Genomic DNA, 20,584 nt, shown 5'->3' on the forward strand with positions numbered 1-20,584 from the left:
ATCATTCGCTCCAATATTTTTCAGGCCGGGCGATCCCTGGGCCGCACTCCACGGTGTACTCAACGATATCAACGCCCAGCCGCGTCAAATCGGCAAACCAGTCACCGCTGGGGCGCTTGGTCAGATCCACCATCTTGCGGTCAGACAGGTAATCCAGCTCGCGCCGCAGCTCCAGCGGCGTGGTGTCGGGGTAAATGGCCCGTGCGATATCCAGCAACAGCGTCTCACTGGCGGTATACGGGCGGGTTTTATTGAGTGCGACCAACAGACTCCAGCGCAGTCCCTCACGGCGCACGCGAATGATATCAACCATGTTGTCCTCCGTTCATACGGTGCTGTTGCACCAGTTCCAGTTTGTTGTAAACCGCGTCCAGTTTGGCTTCAATCACCGTCTGCCCACGGATATAATCCTCACGGCGGACATAAGTCACCGGCAGATCGGCACGAAACTCCAGAAACTCCCGCTCCAGCCGCTGCCAGCCTTTTTCACTCTGAGAACGGCCTTGCTCCAGTGCGCCAAAACGTTCATTCAGGCGCTGCTCTATCTGTGCCAGCAGAATTTTTCCGGCCGCAAAGACAAACCCTAAAAAACCCAGCAACAGACCGACTAGTTGCCAGAACTCCACTTCAATTTTCATTATTTCGTCCTGTCTTGTAGCGTATCGAGGTAATCCAGCAGGCCATTTACCTGCGCGGCAAGCTGCTGGTAACGTTCTCCTGCGTCGGTGCTGTGGGCGAGGATGTCGCGTTGGGTAACACCGGAGTCGCGTAGCCGGGCGTCAAGGGGGGTAGCGGCTGCGGGCGTGTAGCCAGCCCCGCTGGCAGCGGTGGTAATGCCTGTACCTGCAAGGGCATCAAAGGCGGCGTTGTACTGCTGCACGAAACCAGCAGTAAACACGCACTCAATAGGACGGCTCTGGCCGCGTTCGTCAATCCAGTGTTGGGTGACATCATCAATTCTCCGCTTCAGGTTTTCATTTTGCTGGCGCAATGACGCCGTGGTGGTGAGGTAGCGCTGCTCGGCGGCATTGGCAGACATGACAAGTTGCTGGTAACGCTGCTGCCACACCTGTAATGCAGCATTGTGCTGTTCCGCACGTTGCTGCTGCTGCTGAGCGACATCCGCCTGAAGGCGCGCCATCGTTGCATCGGACGCTGATTTCTGTTTCTCCAGTGCGGTATGACCAGCGGATTCTGCCCTGGCGAATCCGCTCTCATAACCGTTCTGGTAAATCAGCCACAGCGCCAGCAATACGGCAGCAACCCATAGCAAGGTTTTCCACGGCAACTTTTTAAGCAGGTTCAGCACAGCTACGGCCTCCCCACGTCAGATAGCGCGGCGCTAACTCCAGCAGGATGCGTTGTGGGTAATGACGATTCTCACGCCAGTTAGCGTCAGAACGTCCGGCATTGACGGTAGCGACATGCCCAAACCAGCGCTGACGATCTAACCCACGTTGTGCCGCCATTTTCTGATCGCGCTGTACCCAGCCCAGCCCGCCGTTATAACCGGAGAGCGTCATCGCCATCCGTTGGCAGTTGTCAGCCGCAGTAACACGCTGCCAGATCCAGCGGTCATAGCGGGTCAATGCACGAATTGACCACGCAGGGTTAAACGGCTGATTAGCTTTTAGTTCCGGCATGATGTCGCTAATCCACGCCGATGTAGCAGGCATAAACTGCGCTAATCCCTGTGCGCCAACGGGCGAGACTGCGCGGGGATTCCAGCCGGACTCCTGATGGAGTTGCGCCGCGAAATCGGCCACCGGCGCATTCAGTCCCCAGTCCAGCCGGGCATTGCGGATAAGGTCGCTGCGGTACTGCTGGGCAGCCTCAGGCGGTTGGGCTGCATCACCATCCAACGCGCCGACCAGCAACAGAATGAATAGGAGTAACAACAGCCCTGTTCCTGGATCGTTATTACGAATCCGGTTAGCCATTTTTATAGCCCCATCGCCACGGCCAGACAGACCGCCGCCACGATAATGGCGCGACGGATCAAGGCCGCAGCAAATATCCGTTGATAGCCATTTTTGACCGGGTATTCACCGCGCTCCATTAGTTCTGGGTCATGCACCAGGTACTGGCCTAGCGCAGCCTTGGGGAACAACGAACGGTCGAGCCAGTAGCCCAACACAGCGGCCAGCGTGATCAATGAGATTTTATAAATGACGACAGGGAGCTGCTGTGGTGATACCAGCGCGATGACGACCAATAGCAACACGGCAGTCAGTTGCCAGCCTAAAAGGCGCTTCAGGCGTGTGAGTCGAAAGAGGTTGAGTTTCATTGCTGTCTCCTTATGTAAGTGAAGACAGCATGGCTCATTACGTCATGTGGCGATTTTAAACGGCGTTAGAAGTGGCAGTAGACGGTGAACGCTGCTCGGCGACGGGAGCTTGTTATTTGGAGTTTTTGACAGTAAAAAACAGATAAACTACATGCACTCAAAGAAGGACAGTACCCAGCTAAAAACGGGTTTTGTGTACCAGCAATAAATAGTAATTGCTGTAACGATACCAATAACCAGCACACCGCGAATGATCCTAAAGGTGCGTTTCTGCGTTTCCAATCGCGTAGTAATACTGCTAAACACCCCCTCCACATCATCTTTGATGAAAGAGAATTCCTTATTTATCTGCTTTTTTTTATATTCGATTTCTTCGCCCAGTGCCTTCATGGATTGCATTTGATTCGACAATGCCAGCCAGATTAGTGTCGCAGCAAAAATACACCCCAGCAGGATTATTGTGTTTGTTATCCCCTGGCCTGACCAACCTGCGGCTTCTTTGAATTGGGTGGCCACAACGACCGATGCCACAGGAATACCAAGGATATGGTTCTGAATATCTGAAAACGTCTTGTGGATTTTACCCATTTCTTCAACTTTTGCGGCACGCAGCTGATCCATCACCTTGTCATAGGAGAAGCCAGAAGAGTAGATCCGATACCCTTTAAGGAATTGTTCATGTAGGCGCTGAATATTGTCCAGACAAAATGCAAACATGTCCTGCGAATCAACGTCTTCGCTGACCGCCTGGATGCTTTCAATCAAAATGTCCAGCTTCTGATCCTTGTGCGTGTCGTCGTTGAAACAAGCCATCAAGTTATCCAGATGTTCACGTTTCAGATTTTGCACGGTCTCTGCTGTAAAGCGCGGCAATAGCTTAATAACTTCTTTTTTCAAAAAAACCAACTGACAGGCAGTATTGTCAAAATAAGCCGCAGCCCCTTTCAGCAGTTCAACAAACTTTAGGATCGCCCGGTAGTTCTTGATGAAGGCCGGAACCTCTGTATCATCGTTGCAAAATTTCGTCTCAAGAATGAAGTAATTAGCGGGTTCCTGGCACTGATGCTTTGGTGCGCTCAGCAATATGCTGTGCGTGGCAAACACAACTCCAAGCCCGCTCCGTGGTGGTGTTACGAGAAGGGTGATGGCACAACCTGGCTCGACCGTTCCGGTATCAACAGAAACTCCGTACTCACGTGGATCTTCCAGCAATGTGTTAATCAGGTCGCAATCGGACTGGTCAGAGAGCAACAGCGAACCGACACGGAACTCCTCCTGGAATTCCATGCGACGGTACAACTCTGTTAGCGTCTCAAACGAAATCGTCACGATTAAACCTCATTTAGCCACATATCCCTGAATTCATCAGGCACATTGCGCAGGGTGATGATATTTGTTTCTGGGTCATAGTCAATGTCACCGGAAGTTGTCCCTTCCCGATCAAACTTGAGTTCCCAATATTTGGATTTGCCTTTGAAAGACACTAACGCCCGGATAACGCGCCCGTCAGGCACAAAACCATCTGACAGACCGAGTTCTTCAGCAGCAAGTTTACTTGATAATTCCTCAGGCGCATGGGGCCAGACAGCATTAACAAAGGTTTCAAGACTAAGTGGCTCACCGGCTTTGCTTAATGCCTGTAAATGCTCAAATGCTCCCTTAAGAAACGCGTCTTTTTCTGCACCTTCAAGATTTTTCTCTGCCGCAAACGCTGTCAAAGTATCGCGTAATTTTTCAGACTCTCGTTTGGCGATTAGAACATCATTACAGCCGAGGAACTGCTTAAAGTAGTTTGAAACATTTCCCTGACCTTTAAGGAAACTGATGTAACGCTCCGCACCACTTTCCCACGCGGTTAAATCAATACGCCCAGCCATACGCAACTTAGCGATGTCCAGATAGGTACTGTCCTGAATGTTAAAATCGTCAGTAACGGTTGACCCGATGGTGGCACTAACGATTGCGATCAACAGATGTTCGTTGTTTCCTATCTCAATGTGTGCGAACAGAACGTACCCACCGGTAGCCATGTTTTCTCGTTGTGAGCGTTCTGTTAGGTGATGCATCATTCGACAGGAACTTTGGTAAAAATCATCAGTGTCGTCCAGATAATCACTGGCCATTCGTTCCATCGGGTAATTATCCGTATCCCCTTCAAAATAGCCGTAACCTTTGCCTGTCCGGCCTGCGTATTTGGCACAGATATCGTTGATCAAGCGCTGGGAGGCTTCAGTGACCATACCCTCTTCAGGACTCAAGCGCTCCGATGCATCACCATTCTGTTGTTTATCCAGAATATGAACTACGACGTGTTTGACTTCAATGGCCTGCTCAGACATTCGTTATCCACCTTGTTTTATTTGCTGTTTGTAATCTTGCAATTAACTACTCATTAAAAACCATTAATAAGCTCAAGTATTTATACAGACGTAGGTTAGATATTATGTGGCATTCTAATATCAATCATTTTTAATACTTCATCACGACTGCTGCTAATTTTTCCGCTGTTTGTGGGGTTAACCCGCTATTCAACTGAGCAACGATGAGGCCGTTCTTCGATTGGTAAAGGTAAGGGCCTGCAAAGGCTTTGAGTGCATCAAAGTAGGCATAAATCGCATCACAGTATTCTTTCTTCTCACAGATAAAGACTTGTCCACCTTTGGGGGAAACTTCTGAAAGAACAAAAGTAACATGCTCTTTGTAGCTGTTAGGTACAGGCGTTTTTACACTGCGATCTGGCGTTTGAATATCAGTGACCGTGACACCTGTTTGCTGGAACTGCTCCATAATGCTCTGTGTCGTAATAGCCTTATCGCCACAACCTGCCAAAAGAAATACAAATGGTATTAATAGCTTGTGCATAACCAATATCCTTATCTAAATAAAAAAGATGTAAAAAATCCTAAAAAGAAAATACCGATAAATACTTTAGGGTGAGCTTTTATAAGTTCTTGCCAATCCACTGCTTTGGGCTGTGTGGGGTTTGGCTGGCGTTGCCGCAATTCATCTCGGTCAAAATGGTCAAACGCCACTTGAAGTTGTTCACGGGATAAATCGTTGAGCGTTTTCGTACCAAATTTTTTCAGACAAAATCTATCGCGTTCTGTTGCGGTATCCACGGTTAATCGCAAGATTTCGCTGACTAATCGGCGGCACTCTTTTGCCAGCTTAGCCTCTGCCAGTCTATGTTGCAGATACGTCTCAGCTTTATGATATTTCTTGGTTGTAATGCCATTGATACTGTGAACATCAATATGGGCATGAACGGCTCGCCATAGATCTTTTTTAGGCTCGCCGCTGGCAGTAACAAGATCATCTAGCAATTGGTGCAGGCGATGGCGCTGAGCCGGAAGTAGCGACTCGTCATCTGTCAGGTTTTCACCTGAAGGGGAATGTATATTGATAATGTCTCTGGATGAGAACTGTCCCTGTGCAGTTCCATTAAACTCCTGCCGCATCCTATCTCCTTTATTATTACTGTGTGTTACTCGTTCTATTTATTTTTTTTATTACTGACCACACCGTTATTAATAATCTGATTACCGGCAAATTGACCACTGATATCACCATTGAATATCTGACTTGAACTTGTCGGTTGGGGTGACGTACCTGCCGTTAATGCAGCCAAAACTGCAGCTTTCACTACTAATGGTGCATTTCTGTAATGCTGTATCAGTTCTGACTCATCTTTAGTGATGCGATTCTCAACAGATGGCGGGTTACTGCCAGTAAGAATGAATTGCACGTTTGCACCAGCCATTGCAAACAACATCAAAACCTCACCGCCAGGTACGGCTATACCACGCTCGTACTTGCTCCACATTTCACGAGAAACCCCGCATATATCAGCCACCTCACCTTGTTTCAGCGATAAGCGGGAACGTTCAGATTTGATACGGGGCGCACAAAGAGAATCAAAGTTCACAAAAACCTCATTGACAATGAGAACTAAAGTTCACATAATCTATCACGTATTCTACAAACATCATTGCATAACCGGAGGCCGTAGCATGACACCCGAACAAGTTAAAAGCCGCTTGCAGCAACGCGGTATCACCATCACCCAATGGGCGCAGGACAATGGTTACTCCCGCGAAGCGGTCTATCGCGTATTGAGCGGCATCACAAAAGCCAAGTACGGCCAGGCACATGAAATCGCCGTCAAACTCGGCCTTAAAACCACGGCCCGTGCCGCCTGATATCTATCAGCCTGCGTAACAGATTATCACATATCGCAAAAAGGGGAATGACATGACTAAGGCAAATGTTTCCAGTGCAGGCGCACGCATCCTCCGCGTTCTCAAAGCCCTGCGTGGCCATACCCTGAACGGGGTATCAAACGGCGAACTGGCGGCGGCACTGGATGATTCTCCGGCCAACGTTAACCGCGCCTTGAACACCCTTATTGAGGAAGGGCTGGCACAAAAACTGGATAACGGCAGATTCGCGCTTTCGATGCAGGCGCTACAAATCGCACAAGCTCATGCGAACGAAATATCCCGTGCGCAAGACCGTATTAACGAAATGAATCAACGCCTGCTGGCTGGCAGTCGCTAAGGATAAGAAATGGCACGCACCAAATCACAAACGGTTGAATTAGTAGAAGATGCCCCGTTAGCAGGCGATCTGAATGTGAAACTCAATGCTCTGACTGAGCACCGGATGCAAGTGATGGCTCAGTTCGGTGACGGCCTGCCGTATGAACGTGATCGCATCGTACACGAAACCAAGTTCTATATGGCGCAAAGTGCGGAAGCCATGCTGGAAGCGGGTAAACGGTTGGTTGTTCTCAAGGAATGTGAACCACACGGCGATCTAGTAGACATAATTGAAAACGATCTAGGGCTTCCATACCGCACAGCGGCAAGAATGATGCAAGCCTCAGCTAAATATTTGTCACCAGCACTGAAATCAAATATGCCAGCGCTGGCACATTTGGGTAAAACCAAACTGTTTGAGTTGGTAACAGAGAGTGACGATGACCTCATCGAACTGGCCGAAGGCGGAACAGTTGCTGGTATGACGCTGGATGACATTGATCGCATGACCAGCCGCGAACTAAAAGCCGCTCTCCGCGAAGCCCGCGAAACCAATACCGCCCAGCAACGCGTTTTGACCGACAAAAACCAAAAGATAGATGACCTGACCACCAAACTGGATAAGAAATCCCGTATTCAGCCACCGCCACCCGATCAGGAAGCCGAGAAACTGCGCAAAGAGGTTAGCGCTATTGCCTATGAAGCAGAAGCGGCTATCACCGTGCGTCTTCACAGCGCATTTTCGACCTTAACTACCTTCACATCCGATAACGATGTAGAGCCACCGTATGACTTTATGGCGGGTTTGGTGTGCCAGATAGAGCGGGCGTTACACCATATCCGCGAGGTTTTTGACCTGGAGGCAGCGCCTACCGGCAGCGAACGTCCGACATGGCTGGATGCACCGGAACCCCAGATTCCGCGTACCGACGCATAAGGGGACGCCATGAGTGCCGCCCTGACAGAACGATTAGTGGCTATAGCACGTGCAGCACGGCAGGCCGGACATGGTGAACGCGGTGCCATCTATGACGCCGCCTGTATTGAGCTGGGGCTATCTCGCGCCACGTTGCTACGCAAGTTAAAGGAGGTTGCAGTGACTGACAAACGTAAAAAACGTGCCGATGCCGGACAAAGCGCCTTGACGCGGGATGAGGCCGCCATGATTTCCGCCACGCTCATGGAAGCAACCCGTAAAAACGGCAAACGTCTGTATTCCATCGCTGACGCAGTCGAAACACTACGGGCAAACGACATGATCGCTGCCGGGCGTATTGATGAAACCACGGGCGAATTTTATGCCCTGTCAGAGACCGCTATAAGCCGCGCTCTGCGCAATTATGGCCTGCATCCCGATCAGTTAAGCCAGCCTGCGCCCGTGACCGAGCTGGCCAGTCTGCACCCTAATCACGTGTGGGAAATCGACGCCTCACTTTGCACCCTTTATTACCTGAGCAACGGGCATAAGGGCTTACAGGTGATGGACAGCGCGAAGTTCTACAAGAACAAACCGGCCAATGTGGCACGTATCGCCAGTGACCGCGTCTGGAGCTATGAAATCACAGACCACACCAGCGGCTGGATCTATGTCGAGTATGTGATGGGCGCTGAATCTGGCGAAAACCTGTGCTCTGTGCTCATCAACGCCTTGCAAGAGCGCGGCGGCGCGGACGTGCTGCACGGCGTGCCTAAGCTACTGTATCTCGACCCCGGTTCTGCCAACACCGCAAGCATGACAAAAAACCTGTGTCGTGCATTGGGTATCGATTTAAAGGCACATAAAGCCCATGCGGCACGCTCAACGGGCAGCGTTGAGAAGGCCCGCGACATCATCGAACGCAAACTGGAACCGGGCCTGAAGTTCCAACCGGTTCATAGTCTGGAAGAGTTGAATGCGCTGGCTGTGAAATGGCGTTCTCACTTCAATGCTACTGCTGTTCATAGCCGCCACGGACAGACCCGTACCGATATCTGGCTGAAAATCAATGCTGAACAGTTGGTGAAAGCGCCGTCTATTGAGGTTTGCCGCGAGCTGGCCGTCGCAACACCAGAAGAGCGCAAGGTCAAACCGAAGCTGCGCGTGTCGTTCCGTGGCATTGAATACGATGTGTCTACCGTACCCGGCGTGATGGTCGGCGAGAAGTTGCTGATCACCCGTAATCCGTGGCGCACCGATGCCGCGCAAGTGGTGCTGACAGGTGAAGATGGCCACGACACCTTCTTCCTGATCGATGAAGTCACCAAAAATGAATTTGGCTTTGCCGACTCTGCTGCAGTGATTGGCGAAAACTACAAATCACATGCCGATACGCCAGCCCAAACCGCAGCGAAAGAAATTGAACAGTTAGTGACGGGAACGGATAACGCGACGGATGCAGCGGCAGCACGTAAAGCGAAGGCACTGCCGTTTGGCGGGAAACTTGATCCATACAAACATATTGATGACACCACGTTACCTGCATTTATGCCGCGTCGTGGCACGGAATCTGATGTACGCAGCCCGCGCGTCGAACAGCGACCACTGACGCAAGTTGAAGCCGCTAAGGCGCTGCGTGAGCGGTTTGCAGCCCGTAACCAGACATGGACAGCAGGACACTTTCACCAGTTGGTTCAACTTTATCCCGATGGCGTGCCGGAAGAACAACTGGATGAGGCTGTCGATGCGCTGCTGATGCCGGTTTCCGACAATGTCATCAATATCGTCAATATCGTCAACGGGAATTAAGGGGGAAACATGCTGGTACTGAAACAACAGTTAAAACAGGCACGGCTCTCGCAGGCCGTTGTCGCCAGACATATCGCTGTGTCAGAGGCCACGCTGGCACAGATTGTTAATCACGACCAGTGGCCACGCACCAACACCGGGGAAATTCGCCAGCGTCTGACAGCCTTTCTGTCGGCTAATGGCATTGAAACACAACGTAGTTTTGATGCTGTGCAGGACGGCACATCCTGCACAGCAGATACAACAGACCTCACAACGGAGGAAAACATGTTACTCAAAAAACAGGTGTTATTTCCAGCAACAAAAAAGGCATTCGGATTGTTCCGTGACCCGTTTGCCGATGACGCCATGCAGGGCGCGGAAGACGTTTTTACTACGCCGGATAGCCGCTATGTGCGTGAGTCACTGTATCAGACCGCAAAACATGGCGGGCTGATGGCGGTCATTGGTGAATCTGGGGCGGGAAAATCTACGCTGCGCCGCGACCTTATCGAACGCATCAATCGCGAGAACGCGCCCGTTATCGTCATTGAGCCATATGTGATTGCGATGGAGGACAACGACGTTAAAGGTAAGACGCTAAAAGCCGCCGCGATTGCCGAAGCGATCATCAACACCATCGCCCCGCTGGAAGGCGTGAAACGGTCGCAAGAAGCACGCTATCGCCAACTACATCGTGTACTAAAAGACAGCAGCAATGCGGGCTACAGTCACGTTCTGGTGATTGAAGAGGCGCATAGCCTGCCAATCCCCACGCTGAAACATTTGAAGCGATTTTACGAGCTGGAAAGCGGGTTTAAGAAGTTGCTGTCTATTGTCCTGATCGGCCAGCCAGAGCTAGCCGTCAAGTTAAGCGAACGCAATATGGAGGTACGCGAGGTTGTCCAGCGCTGTGAAATCGTCGAACTGCTGCCACTGGATAACAGTCTCGAAGCGTTTCTGACATTCAAAGTTGAGCGCACAGGCAAGAAACTAACCGACATTATGGACGGCAGCGCGATTGAAGCTATACGTGGGCGTCTCAGTAGCAATCTCGGTGGCAGAAAGAACGTCAGCCTATTGTACCCGCTGGCCGTTTCCAATCTGGTGATCGCGGCAATGAATCTGGCCGCTGATATTGGTGTGTCGGTGGTTAATGCTGATGTGGTTAAGGGGGTTTAACGGTGGCCAAAATCATTATTTCTGTACAACAACTGCCTGCTGCACTGGTAAAGGAGGATCAGGAACTCAGCCAGTCTATTAACGTTTCAATTGAAAATGAAACAGGTGACATCGTCGTGACACAGCTGCTGGCAACGATGATTAAAGATGAGATGGCTAACGCAATTAAGGGAGCTAATACAAAACTGATAAAACATCTTAATGCGGCAGGAATGACCTTCACCAGCCAAATGATGCGTAATCACAGGGATCTACACTAAACAACGCACCTATATTCTGAGGACTGAAATATGACGTCTGTTTTGAATATTGATGAGCAATTATCCAATGTACAAGCCGTCATGACGGCGTTACGCGCCATGAATGCTACGGTTCACAGTGTAATGCTCAAGGGGAGTCAACCGGTTATCCGTATTGCCAGAAATGGCCACTGTGCAAAATTGATTGAAAACGGCGTGGCGCGTTATGTGCTGAACGGTGTGAATAACAATGGTCGATTCCGACAAGGGGAATTTGAGCAGCATGGGTGCCGTATTATCTGGTCTGAGTCATTACATTGAGGGGAAATAAACGTGGAAATTAATAAAGCTGAATATATGACTGACCGCAAAGGGCGACTGGTTCCCGTTAATCAGGTCTCGGACTATGACTTGGCAATGGATACGTTTGTAAAAGAGCAAGTCGCTGCGGCAAAGATTAAAAGCGCAGAATTGCTGGCGTTCAAGAACTGCGCGTTCAATGAATGTTATGCCTGGTTGGATCTGGTCGCAGAGAAGTACGGGCGCACACGTGGAGGCGCTAAGGGTAATATCACATTCAGTAGTTATGATGGTAGCCAGCAAATTCGTATTGCGGTGCAAGACTCTCTGACGTTCGGGCCTGAGCTACAAATAGCCAAAGACCTAATTGATGAGTGCGTTACCGAGTGGTCGCAGGATGCCAATGACAATCTCCGTGCGTTAATTACGGATGCATTTTCCGTTGATAAAGAGGGGCAACTAAATACGGGGCGAATCCTATCCTTACGCCGGATTAAGATCGCAGATGAACGCTGGGTTAAAGCAATGGAGGCAATTTCTGAATCATTGCAAGTCGCTGTATCGAAAACCTATATCAACTTCAGGGAAAAAGACGAATCGGGGAAATTAGTTAATATCCCGTTAGATATCGCCGCCATTTAATTATTAAAAAATGAAATTGCTTTTATTTCGGCGTCAACGCCGGGGAATCCTGCACGCGTAATTCAGCATAACCACTATTTGGAGAGCACATGATTAAAGGTATTGCACACAATCGCTCAACGCTGTACCGCATGGCGTTAAAGCACTTTGGCCCTGAGTCTCAGACGCTAAAACTTATCGAAGAAGCAGCGGAGTTAGGTGCTGCCGCATCACGTAACCTGAACGGCCTCGGTAACGAGGTCGCTTTAGCGGAGGAAATGGCCGACGTCGAGATCATGATCGAACAGTTCCGCCTGAATGGCATGGATAAATTAATCGAACTGGCTAAACACAATAAATTAAAACGACTGGCTGAAAGGCTGGAGGTGGAATATGTCGGCGACAAATAAAGAAAAGCATCTACAGAAACTGAAGAAACTACTGAATCTTGCTCGTCGCACGACAAATCCTAATGAGGCAGCTAATGCAATGAGCCAGGCTCAGGCGTTAATGCGTCAACATGGCCTGACTGACGCTGATGTCGATCTAATGAAGATCAACGAATCCGGCAGTAAGTCGGCTCCATCCCATGCGCAAAAAGTCCCTAAGTATATGGGATGGTTGGCTCAGGTTATTTGCGAGACATTTGGTGTTAAATGCTACCACTCATTTCAACGCAGTTATCTCAGTAATAGCCAACGCAGCGTTATTTTCTACGGCCCAAATGAACGCCCACAAGTTGCAGCGTATGCGTTCGATGTCCTATCTCGTCAAATGATGAAAGCACGGAAAGAATTTACTTCAGGCCAGCGCAAAAATATTAAACCCAGTACAAAAGTAGCCAGAGCTGACATGTTCTGTGAGGGATGGGTTCAGGGCGTCTATCAAGTGCTCGACAAATTTGTTATTTCAAGAACCGAAGCGACGTTGATTGAAGCCTATCACCATAAATTGCAACAAGACGGAGGGATTAAGTCGGGCGATCTGCGGGATGCAAAAAATGCTCGTGGTACTGATGTGGCAAAAGAAGTTGGCTATCAGGCGGGCAAGAACGCCAGTCTACACCATGCGGTCAATGGCTCAGGCCAAGCTGATATAGCAAGAATTGGGAGGGCTGGGTAATGGTTATCGGTTTCGTGTTACTGGTATCGGCCTGCGGCACTGATTTCTGCGATGCCATGCCTGTTTCAGATGACATTTATCTGAACCAAGAGTCGTGCCAGTTAGTGTTGGATGCTATCCATGAACGCCGCCCTGAAGCCATCTTGCTGTGCGGCGAAGTCTGGCGGGAGGAAAGCGATGACAAAGAATCAACTGATTAAGTTGATACACATAGCCAAACGCGATCTGCAACTGGACGATGACACCTATCGCCAGTTGTTAATCACTGTTATAGGCAAGTCATCTACGCGGGACATGACAGTCCCGCAGTTAGATAATGTGCTGAACGCTATGAAGAAACGCGGGTTTAAGATTAAATCGGCAAAAAAGGCTAGTAGCACTCGTCCATTGGATGATTCTCCCCAGTCCAGAAAAATCCGCTCATTATGGTTAGAAATGGCTGATGCAGGCATCATTCGTGACCGTTCTGAAGCCGCGCTGGCGCGTTGGGTGAAGCGTGAAACTGGCGTTGATAGCCTGCAATGGCTGAATTCAGAACAAGCCAGCGTCATTATTGAGAAGCTGAAGCAGTGGCAACGCCGCGTAAGGAAGCCAGAATGAACAACGGCAATAATTTCCGCAGCAAAGGGCCTGAGCTATTGGTGGAGCTGGCGCAGCATACTACAAGCACAATAAAGGAGGTTGTCGAGATCGACACGGCTATCGCCGAGCAAATCGGCGAGGCAGTGGCCAACCGTATGATGCAGGTTTGGGGCGGTCAAAGCGTCTACTTTCCGATGGGAACGCTATGGCGCATCTCTCAGCGCGACCACGACATCTTCAACGACTTCAATGGCCGCAATCATCATGACCTGGCACGTAAGTATGGCGTTTCTCTGCAATGGGTTTACAGCGTGATTAAACGTGTCAGAAAGTCTGAGACAGACAGGCTGCAGGGACGCCTGTTTGATGATGGTGAATTTGATGACGAACCACAACAAGGGGGGTAAAATTTCACAGGCCGAACAGAAGAATGACTAAATTTTTCGTCCGGCCTGTTTTTTCACATACTGTAAGAGAATTACAATTACCATCCAGTCTCTTCCCTGTTCACCCCACGTAGTCCCACAATTATCTCGCAGACTCTGTATTATTTATCTCACTTCTAATCAATTACTCTCGCAATAGCCGTCTATGTATTCGGAATGGATCACTCTCAGGGGATCTGGCTGGCAACCGCCGTGGTGATGGCCGCACAGCCAATTGGCGCAGGCGTTTATGTCTTTGCCAAGAAGTATAACTATCAGCAGGATGTGATCGCATTATCGATCATCGTCTCACTACTGCTCGCACTTGCCACAATTCCTACCGTATTGAGCTTTTTTCCGCCTTCGTGAATAACCGTCTGGGCTTCTTGAAGCAATTCGGAAGCCTCATTCACAGCGTCTATTTAACGTGAAACAGACTACTGGCCGCGAGTTTCCAGATACAGCACCGCGGCAGCGACGCGGGAGCGCACGTTGAGTTTGCGCAGCATGTTGCGGATATGCACTTTTACCGTCTCTTCTGAGATATATAGCACCGCAGCGATTTGCTTGTTGGAAAGCCCTGAAGCCACTTCCTGAAGTACATCCAGTTCGCGCTCCGTCAACACGGTAAAGGGCGACGGCGTCTCCTTTATGGCAATACGGTGGCGTAAGACATCGCGAACCTGTTCACTGAATGCATCACTGCTACGGATGGAATCCAATAAGTGTTCCGGGGCGCTGTCTTTAAGCAGATAGCCATCGGCACCCGCGTCCATCAGCGCATAAATATCGCTGGGTGCATCGGAAACTGTCAGTACAATCACGCGAGCGCAGATCCCATCACGTCGCAGCGCGTGAAGCGTATCCAGCCCGCTTAATCCTTTCATGTTGAGATCGAGCAAAATGATATCAGGAGAATCCCGATTTGCGAGGCTTAGTGCCTCCATGCCATTGCTGGCTTCCCCAATCACGTCAAAGGTGGCGTCAGTTGCCAATAACTGACGGATTCCTCGGCGCATAAGCGGATGATCGTCAACGATCAGCACGCGATAAGATGGTTTTTCTGACATGCCCAGCCCCAATGTAATATGGATCTTATTATTTTTTATTTATGATTTATCCCTGTCATCTTTCAAGCGATATGTGCGCCACTCGAATTATTCAGGGTAGAGATTGTTTGTATTGTCACGTTCACGCGCTGCCGTCGGCGTCGAAAAACAGACGCTAACCTGCGTTCCCCCATCAGGGTGGAGACCAATAGCTAATCGTCCTCCTAACCGTTCGGCACGTTCCTGCATAATATTTAAACCGTAATGCCCTGCGGGTTCTTCCTGATTGATAATGCCGCAGCCGTCATCACGAATATCAACACAATGGCTGCCATCCGGCTGCGTACCACAGTTGACGGTAATCGTCGTCGCCTGTGCGTGTTTAATGGCGTTCAGCACCGCTTCACGAATGATTTGCAGTAGGTGAACCTGCTGTGATGCATCCAGCGCCTGCGTAGGAATGCGGCAATCGATATCAATCTTCGCCGGAGTCTGCGCTCTTAGCGGTTCAATCATTTCCTGCATCGCCGCAGGCAAATCAGCCTGTTGCAGCGTCAGTCGAAACGTTCCCAGCAACTCTCTCAGTTGGCGGTAAGCATCGCTTAACGCCTGTTCGAAATCGGTGATAATCAGCCGAGCCTGCGCATTTTCTTCCGCTACCGCACGTTTTAATAACGCCATCTGGATATTCAGATAAGAAAGCACCTGAGCCAGTGAGTCATGCAGCTCACGCGCGATAGTGGCTCGCTCTTCCATCAGGAGCAGTTGCTGGTAGTGCTTCTGCGCCTGATTAAAATAGAGACCACGGCCCAGCATATTGGCGACGCTTTCCATCAGCTGCGCCGACGGCTGCTGCGGCGTTGATGCCTGCCACCGCAGTTGTCCAAATTCGACCTCTTGCAAACGGATGGGCAGCGCCTGCCACGCAGTTTGCTCGTCAGGCTGGCCTTCGCATAATAGCCAGTTCTCCCCTACCCGCATTTCCAGACAGACGACCGTTTCATAGCGATGCACAATTTGCAGAATCTGCTGAAAGCAATGCCTGTCGATCGTGCTGACGTTCATCGCCTGAGAACAGTTATACAACACCTTCAGCATGCGGTTCACTTCCTGTAAACGCAGCGTTTTCTGCCGTACCTTGTCTTCCAGAGAGCGATAGAGCTTTTGCAATTCGTCAGTCATGCTGCTGAAAGTTTGCGCCAGTAAGCCCAATTCATTCGGCAGATTGACATCCAGCCGCGAATGAGTAAAACGCCCTTTCTCAATGGACGCACAGGCCGCCATCAGCTTACTCAGCGGCACGACGACCTGACGACGAATGCGACGCAACGTAAAGAAGATCAGTATATAGATAGTGATCGAACCAATTATTGATGTCACAACCACTATCATCATCTTGCGTTCGGAATAATGCTGTAGCGCCAGTACAAAGAGATCGATCTGCGTGACATAGCGAACAATATTGTCCTGATACCACACCCGATCCCCCGCACTCAGGCGCTCATCCATCGTTTTCCAACTCTGCAACAGGGCGGAATAACGATCGCGTACATCACGCGGTACATACCAGCGATCCAACAGGTGAAAAACCGGGGAATCCAGCGTTTGTGCGTAGAGGCGGCGATGCGATTCTAATTCGGCGCGATCGCTCTGTAAGTCATAGCCCATGCGATAGCTTTGCATGCGCATCGAGCCAGCCACGTTGATCGCTTCCGCATCGCGCAAGCCACTGGCTAACGTCAACAACGCGATGCCCGTCGTTAAAAATGAGAGCAACGCGATATAAAAAAAAGCACGAGCCAGACTGGTAGAAACAGGACGTTTGACCATCACAACAAGCAATCCTCTTTAGCAATACAAACTCGATACCCTGAATCATTCGAGTTGCAGGACAAAACGTTAACGTTTTGAACAACGCGAAGCGTTAGCCCTTTAGGGCGAGGCTCACGACGGGCCGAGTATTTGAACGCAGCCAACGCACATGCAGCTTGAAGTATGGCGGGTATTCACTATCGCGATCCCCGCGTGCTCAGGCAAGCCGATAAGGCACGAATCCTACATAAGCTTGATCCGGCACCCCCATTTACCTCTAAAGGGTGATTATCGCATACAGCCTAGGGAGCATAGTGTAATCCCTATAAAAACAACGTGTTTTTTATTGGATATTTTACCGAGTGCCAGAGCGACGAACTGCCATGACTAACCTCTCCCGACGTTCCTTACTGACCGGTGGTCTACAGCGTGCAGACAGCACGCTGCGTCCGCCATGGAGTGGTGCTGAAAGCCATTTTCTGAGTCAGTGCACGCGCTGTAATGCCTGCGTTGAGGCTTGCGGAACAAGGATCATCCAGCGCGGTTCAGGGGGCTTTCCCACCATCGATTTCCAGCGCGGCGAATGCACCTTCTGCTATGACTGCGCTCGCGCGTGTCCACAGGCGCTGTTCGCGGAGAGCCACACCGCGCCGTGGGAATACCACCTGACGATTCAGGATGCCTGTTTATCGCTGCATCAGGTGGAATGCCGCAGCTGTCAGGATGCGTGTGAAACAGGCGCAATACAGTTTCGTCCTACCATGGGACGCGTTGCCGCACCGTCGATCGATGATGACGCTTGTACCACCTGTGGCGCATGTATTTCAGGGTGCCCGGTCTGTGCCATATCGATGAAAAAAATAACAGCGGCATATCACACCGCGCCAACGCGTCTCACAACGCAACAGGAAAACCGATGAACACAGTCTGGCATGTTTGCAGTGTCGTGGTTCACGTCAATACGGAACGTATGGCAGCAGTAAGCGACGCATTGGAAAAATTACCCAATGTGGAAGTAGCCGCCAGCGATAGCGATACCGGAAAAATGGCCGTGGTACTGGAGTCAGATTCAGAAGACACGCTGTTAAAACACATAGCGTCAATACGCGAACTTGCAGGCGTACTGGCGGTTTCGCTGGTTTATCACCAGCTTGATGAACAGTCTTTTGATGAACAATCTTTTGCTTTCGATGAACAACCTCTTGATCAACAAGCTCAGGGTGAGGAAATACCATGAAACTCAGTCGACGACACTTTATGAAGGCGAACGCGGTCGCAGCGGCAGCCGCGGTCGCAGGCATCACCATCCCTATCGCAGTTCGCGCCGCGGATGCGCAATCGGACGCTATCCACTGGGATAAAGCCCCCTGCCGCTTCTGTGGTGTAGGGTGCGGTGTGCTGGTGGGAACGCAAAATGGGCGCATCGTCGCCAGTCAGGGCGACCCCGAAGCGCCGGTTAACCGCGGGCTAAACTGCATCAAAGGCTATTTCCTGCCCAAAATCATGTACGGACAGGATCGTCTGACCCAGCCGTTACTGCGTATGCGTGATGGTAAATTCGATAAAGAAGGCGAATTTACCCCGATCTCCTGGGACAAAGCGTTTGACATCATGGCGGAGAAATTCAAAACCGCCCTGAAGGAAAAAGGCCCGAACGCGATAGGAATGTTTGGCTCTGGGCAATCGACGATTTGGGAAGGCTATGCCGCCGCCAAACTGTTCAAAGCGGGCTTCCGTTCCAACAATATTGACCCCAACGCACGCCACTGTATGGCATCGGCGGTCGTCGGCTTTATGCGTACCTTCGGTATGGATGAACCGATGGGTTGCTATGATGATATCGAGCAGACCGATGCGTTTGTGCTGTGGGGCTCCAACATGGCGGAGATGCACCCAATTCTCTGGTCGCGTATTACTGACCGCCGCCTGTCGAATAGCAACGTCACGGTTGCCGTGCTGTCCACCTACCAACACCGCAGTTTTGAGCTGGCGGATAACGGGATGGTGTTTACGCCGCAAACCGATCTGGCCATTCTCAACTACATCGCTAACTACATTATTCAAAATAACGCGGTGAACGAGGCCTTCTTTACCCGCCACGTGAACCTGCGTAGAGGCGTGACTGATATCGGTTACGGGCTGCGCCCAACGCACCCGCTGGAGAAAGCGGCGAAAAACCCCGGATCCGATGCGTCCGAGCCAATGAATTTTGAAGAATATAAAGCCTTTGTCGCCGACTATACGCTGGAAAAAACAGTTGCGATCAGCGGCGTTCCTGCCGATCAGTTGGAAGCGCTGGCGAAGCTCTACGCCGATCCGAAGAAAAAAGTGATCTCTTACTGGACGATGGGCTTTAACCAGCACACGCGCGGCGTCTGGGCGAACAATCTGGTTTATAACATCCACCTATTGACCGGTAAGATCTCTCAGCCGGGCTGTGGGCCGTTCTCGTTGACTGGTCAACCTTCTGCCTGCGGCACCGCGCGTGAAGTCGGCACCTTTGCCCACCGCCTGCCAGCAGACATGGTGGTCACCAACGAGAAACACCGCGCGATTGCGGAAAAACTGTGGCAATTACCGACAGGTACGATCCCTGAAAAAATCGGTTTGCACGCCGTCGCACAAGATCGGGCGCTGAAAGACGGCACGCTGAATGCCTATTGGGTTATGTGTAACAACAATATGCAGGCTGGCCCTAACATCAATCAGGAACGTATGCCGGGCTGGCGCGATCCGCGCAATTTCATTGTCGTTTCCGACCCTTACCCAACCGTCAGCGCACTGGCCGCCGACCTGATTTTGCCTACCGCGATGTGGGTGGAAAAAGAAGGTGCCTACGGCAACGCCGAGCGTCGGACACAGTTCTGGCGTCAGCAGGTTAAAGCACCGGGCGAGTCAAAATCGGATCTGTGGCAGGTCGTCAGTTTTGCCAAACGTTTCACCATGGAGGAAGTGTGGCCGGAGGAACTCCTGGCGCAGAAACCGGCCTACCGCGGTAAGACGCTCTATGACGTGTTGTTTGCTAACGATGTCACCACGCGCTTTCCACTCAGCGAGTTGGCGGAAAATCAGCTGAACGATGAATCTCGCGAATTTGGTTTTTATTTGCAGAAAGGCCTGTTTGAAGAATACGCCGCGTTTGGCCGTGGGCACGGCCACGATTTAGCACCGTTCGATGCCTACCACAAGGTGCGCGGGTTACGCTGGCCGGTAGTTGACGGCAAGGAAACGCAGTGGCGCTACAGCGAAGGGCACGATCCTTACGTCAAAGCAGGAGAAGCCTACCGTTTTTACGGTAAACCGGATGACAAGGCGGTGATTTTCGCGCTGCCATACGAACCTGCCGCAGAAGCGCCGGACGAAGAATACGATCTCTGGTTCTCTACCGGTCGCGTACTGGAACACTGGCATACCGGCAGCATGACGCGCCGCGTGCCAGAGCTGCATCGCGCTTTCCCCGAGGCCGTGCTGTTTATCCACCCTCAGGATGCCAAAGCGCGCGATCTACGACGCGGTGAGAAAGTGCGCATCATCTCGCGCCGTGGCGAAGTCGTTTCTGTCGTTGAGACACGCGGTCGTAATAAACCGCCGCGCGGGCTGGTGTATATGCCGTTCTTCGACGCCGCGCAGATGACCAACGTCCTGACGCTGGATGCGACCGATCCGCTGTCGAAAGAAACGGACTTTAAAAAATGTGCCGTCAAGCTGGCTAAGGTATAGCGA

General features: G+C 50.9%; 29 protein-coding genes. 17 read left to right on the forward strand and 12 right to left on the reverse strand.

Going from position 1 to position 20,584, the window contains the following annotated elements:
• Position 1: 1 nt before the first annotated feature.
• From KP22_RS06505 to KP22_RS06550, 10 genes are all read right to left on the reverse strand, one after another.
• Entirely contained in the window at positions 2-313 is a 312-nt protein-coding gene (locus KP22_RS06505) for a hypothetical protein (protein ID WP_039305108.1), read from the reverse strand.
• Complete coding sequence (locus tag KP22_RS06510; protein ID WP_039305104.1) at positions 306-638, reverse strand: hypothetical protein; 333 nt, start codon at positions 636-638, stop codon at positions 306-308. The genes KP22_RS06505 and KP22_RS06510 overlap by 8 nt, the downstream gene beginning before the upstream one ends.
• On the reverse strand, positions 638-1,309 hold the full coding sequence (locus tag KP22_RS06515) for a hypothetical protein (RefSeq protein WP_052012479.1): 672 nt from the start codon (positions 1,307-1,309) through the stop codon (positions 638-640). The genes KP22_RS06510 and KP22_RS06515 overlap by 1 nt, the downstream gene beginning before the upstream one ends.
• Positions 1,293-1,940: a transglycosylase SLT domain-containing protein gene (locus tag KP22_RS06520; RefSeq protein WP_039305101.1), complete on the reverse strand. Its 648-nt coding sequence runs from the start codon at positions 1,938-1,940 to the stop codon at positions 1,293-1,295. The genes KP22_RS06515 and KP22_RS06520 overlap by 17 nt, the downstream gene beginning before the upstream one ends.
• Before the next feature lie 2 nt (positions 1,941-1,942).
• The gene (locus KP22_RS06525; RefSeq protein ID WP_039305098.1) at positions 1,943-2,287 is read right to left on the reverse strand and encodes a putative holin; all 345 of its coding nucleotides are present in this window, start codon (positions 2,285-2,287) and stop codon (positions 1,943-1,945) included.
• A 147-nt stretch (positions 2,288-2,434) separates the two neighbouring features.
• A complete protein-coding gene (locus tag KP22_RS06530) occupies positions 2,435-3,616 on the reverse strand; it encodes a membrane protein (RefSeq protein ID WP_039305095.1) in 1,182 nt (393 codons plus the stop codon).
• A gap of 2 nt (positions 3,617-3,618) precedes the next feature.
• The gene (locus KP22_RS06535; RefSeq protein WP_039305093.1) at positions 3,619-4,626 is read right to left on the reverse strand and encodes a nucleoid-associated protein; all 1,008 of its coding nucleotides are present in this window, start codon (positions 4,624-4,626) and stop codon (positions 3,619-3,621) included.
• Positions 4,627-4,756: 130 nt separating this feature from the next.
• On the reverse strand, positions 4,757-5,149 hold the full coding sequence (locus KP22_RS06540; protein WP_039305090.1) for a hypothetical protein: 393 nt from the start codon (positions 5,147-5,149) through the stop codon (positions 4,757-4,759).
• Between the two features lie 11 nt (positions 5,150-5,160).
• Positions 5,161-5,745, reverse strand: a complete 585-nt coding sequence (locus KP22_RS06545; protein WP_039305088.1) for a hypothetical protein — start codon at positions 5,743-5,745, stop codon at positions 5,161-5,163.
• Between the two features lie 35 nt (positions 5,746-5,780).
• Entirely contained in the window at positions 5,781-6,212 is a 432-nt protein-coding gene (locus tag KP22_RS06550) for a helix-turn-helix domain-containing protein (RefSeq protein WP_039305085.1), read from the reverse strand.
• An 85-nt stretch (positions 6,213-6,297) separates the two neighbouring features.
• Between KP22_RS06550 and KP22_RS06555 the strand changes: the two genes are divergently transcribed.
• From KP22_RS06555 to KP22_RS06620, 14 genes are all read left to right on the forward strand, one after another.
• Positions 6,298-6,486: a DNA-binding protein gene (locus KP22_RS06555; RefSeq protein ID WP_039305082.1), complete on the forward strand. Its 189-nt coding sequence runs from the start codon at positions 6,298-6,300 to the stop codon at positions 6,484-6,486.
• 52 nt (positions 6,487-6,538) lie between these two features.
• The gene (locus KP22_RS06560; protein WP_011095206.1) at positions 6,539-6,844 is read left to right on the forward strand and encodes a helix-turn-helix domain-containing protein; all 306 of its coding nucleotides are present in this window, start codon (positions 6,539-6,541) and stop codon (positions 6,842-6,844) included.
• Positions 6,845-6,853: 9 nt separating this feature from the next.
• A complete protein-coding gene (locus KP22_RS06565) occupies positions 6,854-7,762 on the forward strand; it encodes a DUF3102 domain-containing protein (RefSeq protein ID WP_039305079.1) in 909 nt (302 codons plus the stop codon).
• Between the two features lie 9 nt (positions 7,763-7,771).
• Positions 7,772-9,550 carry a DDE-type integrase/transposase/recombinase gene (locus KP22_RS06570; protein ID WP_039305076.1) on the forward strand — a complete coding sequence of 593 codons (1,779 nt, stop codon included), beginning with the start codon at positions 7,772-7,774 and terminating at the stop codon, positions 9,548-9,550.
• Positions 9,551-9,559: 9 nt separating this feature from the next.
• On the forward strand, positions 9,560-10,711 hold the full coding sequence (locus KP22_RS06575; RefSeq protein ID WP_039305073.1) for an ExeA family protein: 1,152 nt from the start codon (positions 9,560-9,562) through the stop codon (positions 10,709-10,711).
• 2 nt (positions 10,712-10,713) lie between these two features.
• Positions 10,714-10,971, forward strand: a complete 258-nt coding sequence (locus KP22_RS06580; protein ID WP_039305070.1) for a hypothetical protein — start codon at positions 10,714-10,716, stop codon at positions 10,969-10,971.
• Between the two features lie 30 nt (positions 10,972-11,001).
• Positions 11,002-11,271: a hypothetical protein gene (locus KP22_RS06585; protein WP_011095201.1), complete on the forward strand. Its 270-nt coding sequence runs from the start codon at positions 11,002-11,004 to the stop codon at positions 11,269-11,271.
• A gap of 36 nt (positions 11,272-11,307) precedes the next feature.
• Positions 11,308-11,892 carry a DUF3164 family protein gene (locus KP22_RS06590; RefSeq protein WP_039305356.1) on the forward strand — a complete coding sequence of 195 codons (585 nt, stop codon included), beginning with the start codon at positions 11,308-11,310 and terminating at the stop codon, positions 11,890-11,892.
• Between the two features lie 89 nt (positions 11,893-11,981).
• Positions 11,982-12,281, forward strand: a complete 300-nt coding sequence (locus KP22_RS06595) for a nucleoside triphosphate pyrophosphohydrolase family protein (protein ID WP_156103739.1) — start codon at positions 11,982-11,984, stop codon at positions 12,279-12,281.
• Entirely contained in the window at positions 12,265-12,993 is a 729-nt protein-coding gene (locus KP22_RS06600; RefSeq protein ID WP_039305066.1) for a DUF2786 domain-containing protein, read from the forward strand. The genes KP22_RS06595 and KP22_RS06600 overlap by 17 nt, the downstream gene beginning before the upstream one ends.
• Complete coding sequence (locus tag KP22_RS06605) at positions 12,993-13,193, forward strand: hypothetical protein (RefSeq protein ID WP_039305063.1); 201 nt, start codon at positions 12,993-12,995, stop codon at positions 13,191-13,193. Before KP22_RS06600 ends, KP22_RS06605 begins: the two co-directional genes overlap by 1 nt.
• Positions 13,171-13,593, forward strand: a complete 423-nt coding sequence (locus KP22_RS06610) for a gp16 family protein (RefSeq protein ID WP_039305060.1) — start codon at positions 13,171-13,173, stop codon at positions 13,591-13,593. Before KP22_RS06605 ends, KP22_RS06610 begins: the two co-directional genes overlap by 23 nt.
• Positions 13,590-13,982 carry a Mor transcription activator family protein gene (locus tag KP22_RS06615; RefSeq protein ID WP_039305057.1) on the forward strand — a complete coding sequence of 131 codons (393 nt, stop codon included), beginning with the start codon at positions 13,590-13,592 and terminating at the stop codon, positions 13,980-13,982. The genes KP22_RS06610 and KP22_RS06615 overlap by 4 nt, the downstream gene beginning before the upstream one ends.
• 195 nt (positions 13,983-14,177) lie before the next feature.
• A complete protein-coding gene (locus KP22_RS06620) occupies positions 14,178-14,369 on the forward strand; it encodes a hypothetical protein (protein WP_039323150.1) in 192 nt (63 codons plus the stop codon).
• Positions 14,370-14,437: 68 nt separating this feature from the next.
• On the opposite strand, the gene narP is transcribed toward KP22_RS06620, so the two are convergent.
• Both narP and narQ read right to left on the reverse strand, forming a co-directional pair.
• Positions 14,438-15,070: a nitrate/nitrite response regulator protein NarP gene (narP, locus tag KP22_RS06625; protein ID WP_039299121.1), complete on the reverse strand. Its 633-nt coding sequence runs from the start codon at positions 15,068-15,070 to the stop codon at positions 14,438-14,440.
• Between the two features lie 87 nt (positions 15,071-15,157).
• Entirely contained in the window at positions 15,158-16,879 is a 1,722-nt protein-coding gene (gene narQ / locus KP22_RS06630) for a nitrate/nitrite two-component system sensor histidine kinase NarQ (protein ID WP_039299117.1), read from the reverse strand.
• Between the two features lie 365 nt (positions 16,880-17,244).
• Here narQ and napF point away from each other — a divergent pair, with 365 nt between their 5' ends.
• Genes napF through napA form a run of 3 tightly spaced genes read left to right on the forward strand, consistent with a single transcriptional unit; the run spans position 17,245 to position 20,581 of the window.
• The gene (napF, locus tag KP22_RS06635; protein WP_039299114.1) at positions 17,245-17,781 is read left to right on the forward strand and encodes a ferredoxin-type protein NapF; all 537 of its coding nucleotides are present in this window, start codon (positions 17,245-17,247) and stop codon (positions 17,779-17,781) included.
• Positions 17,778-18,098, forward strand: a complete 321-nt coding sequence (napD, locus tag KP22_RS06640) for a chaperone NapD (protein ID WP_039299111.1) — start codon at positions 17,778-17,780, stop codon at positions 18,096-18,098. Before napF ends, napD begins: the two co-directional genes overlap by 4 nt.
• On the forward strand, positions 18,095-20,581 hold the full coding sequence (gene napA / locus KP22_RS06645; protein ID WP_039323153.1) for a nitrate reductase catalytic subunit NapA: 2,487 nt from the start codon (positions 18,095-18,097) through the stop codon (positions 20,579-20,581). Before napD ends, napA begins: the two co-directional genes overlap by 4 nt.
• The last annotated feature ends 3 nt before the right edge of the window (positions 20,582-20,584 follow it).

This window comes from Pectobacterium betavasculorum (genome assembly GCF_000749845.1).
Taxonomy (GTDB): Bacteria; Pseudomonadota; Gammaproteobacteria; order Enterobacterales; family Enterobacteriaceae; genus Pectobacterium; species Pectobacterium betavasculorum.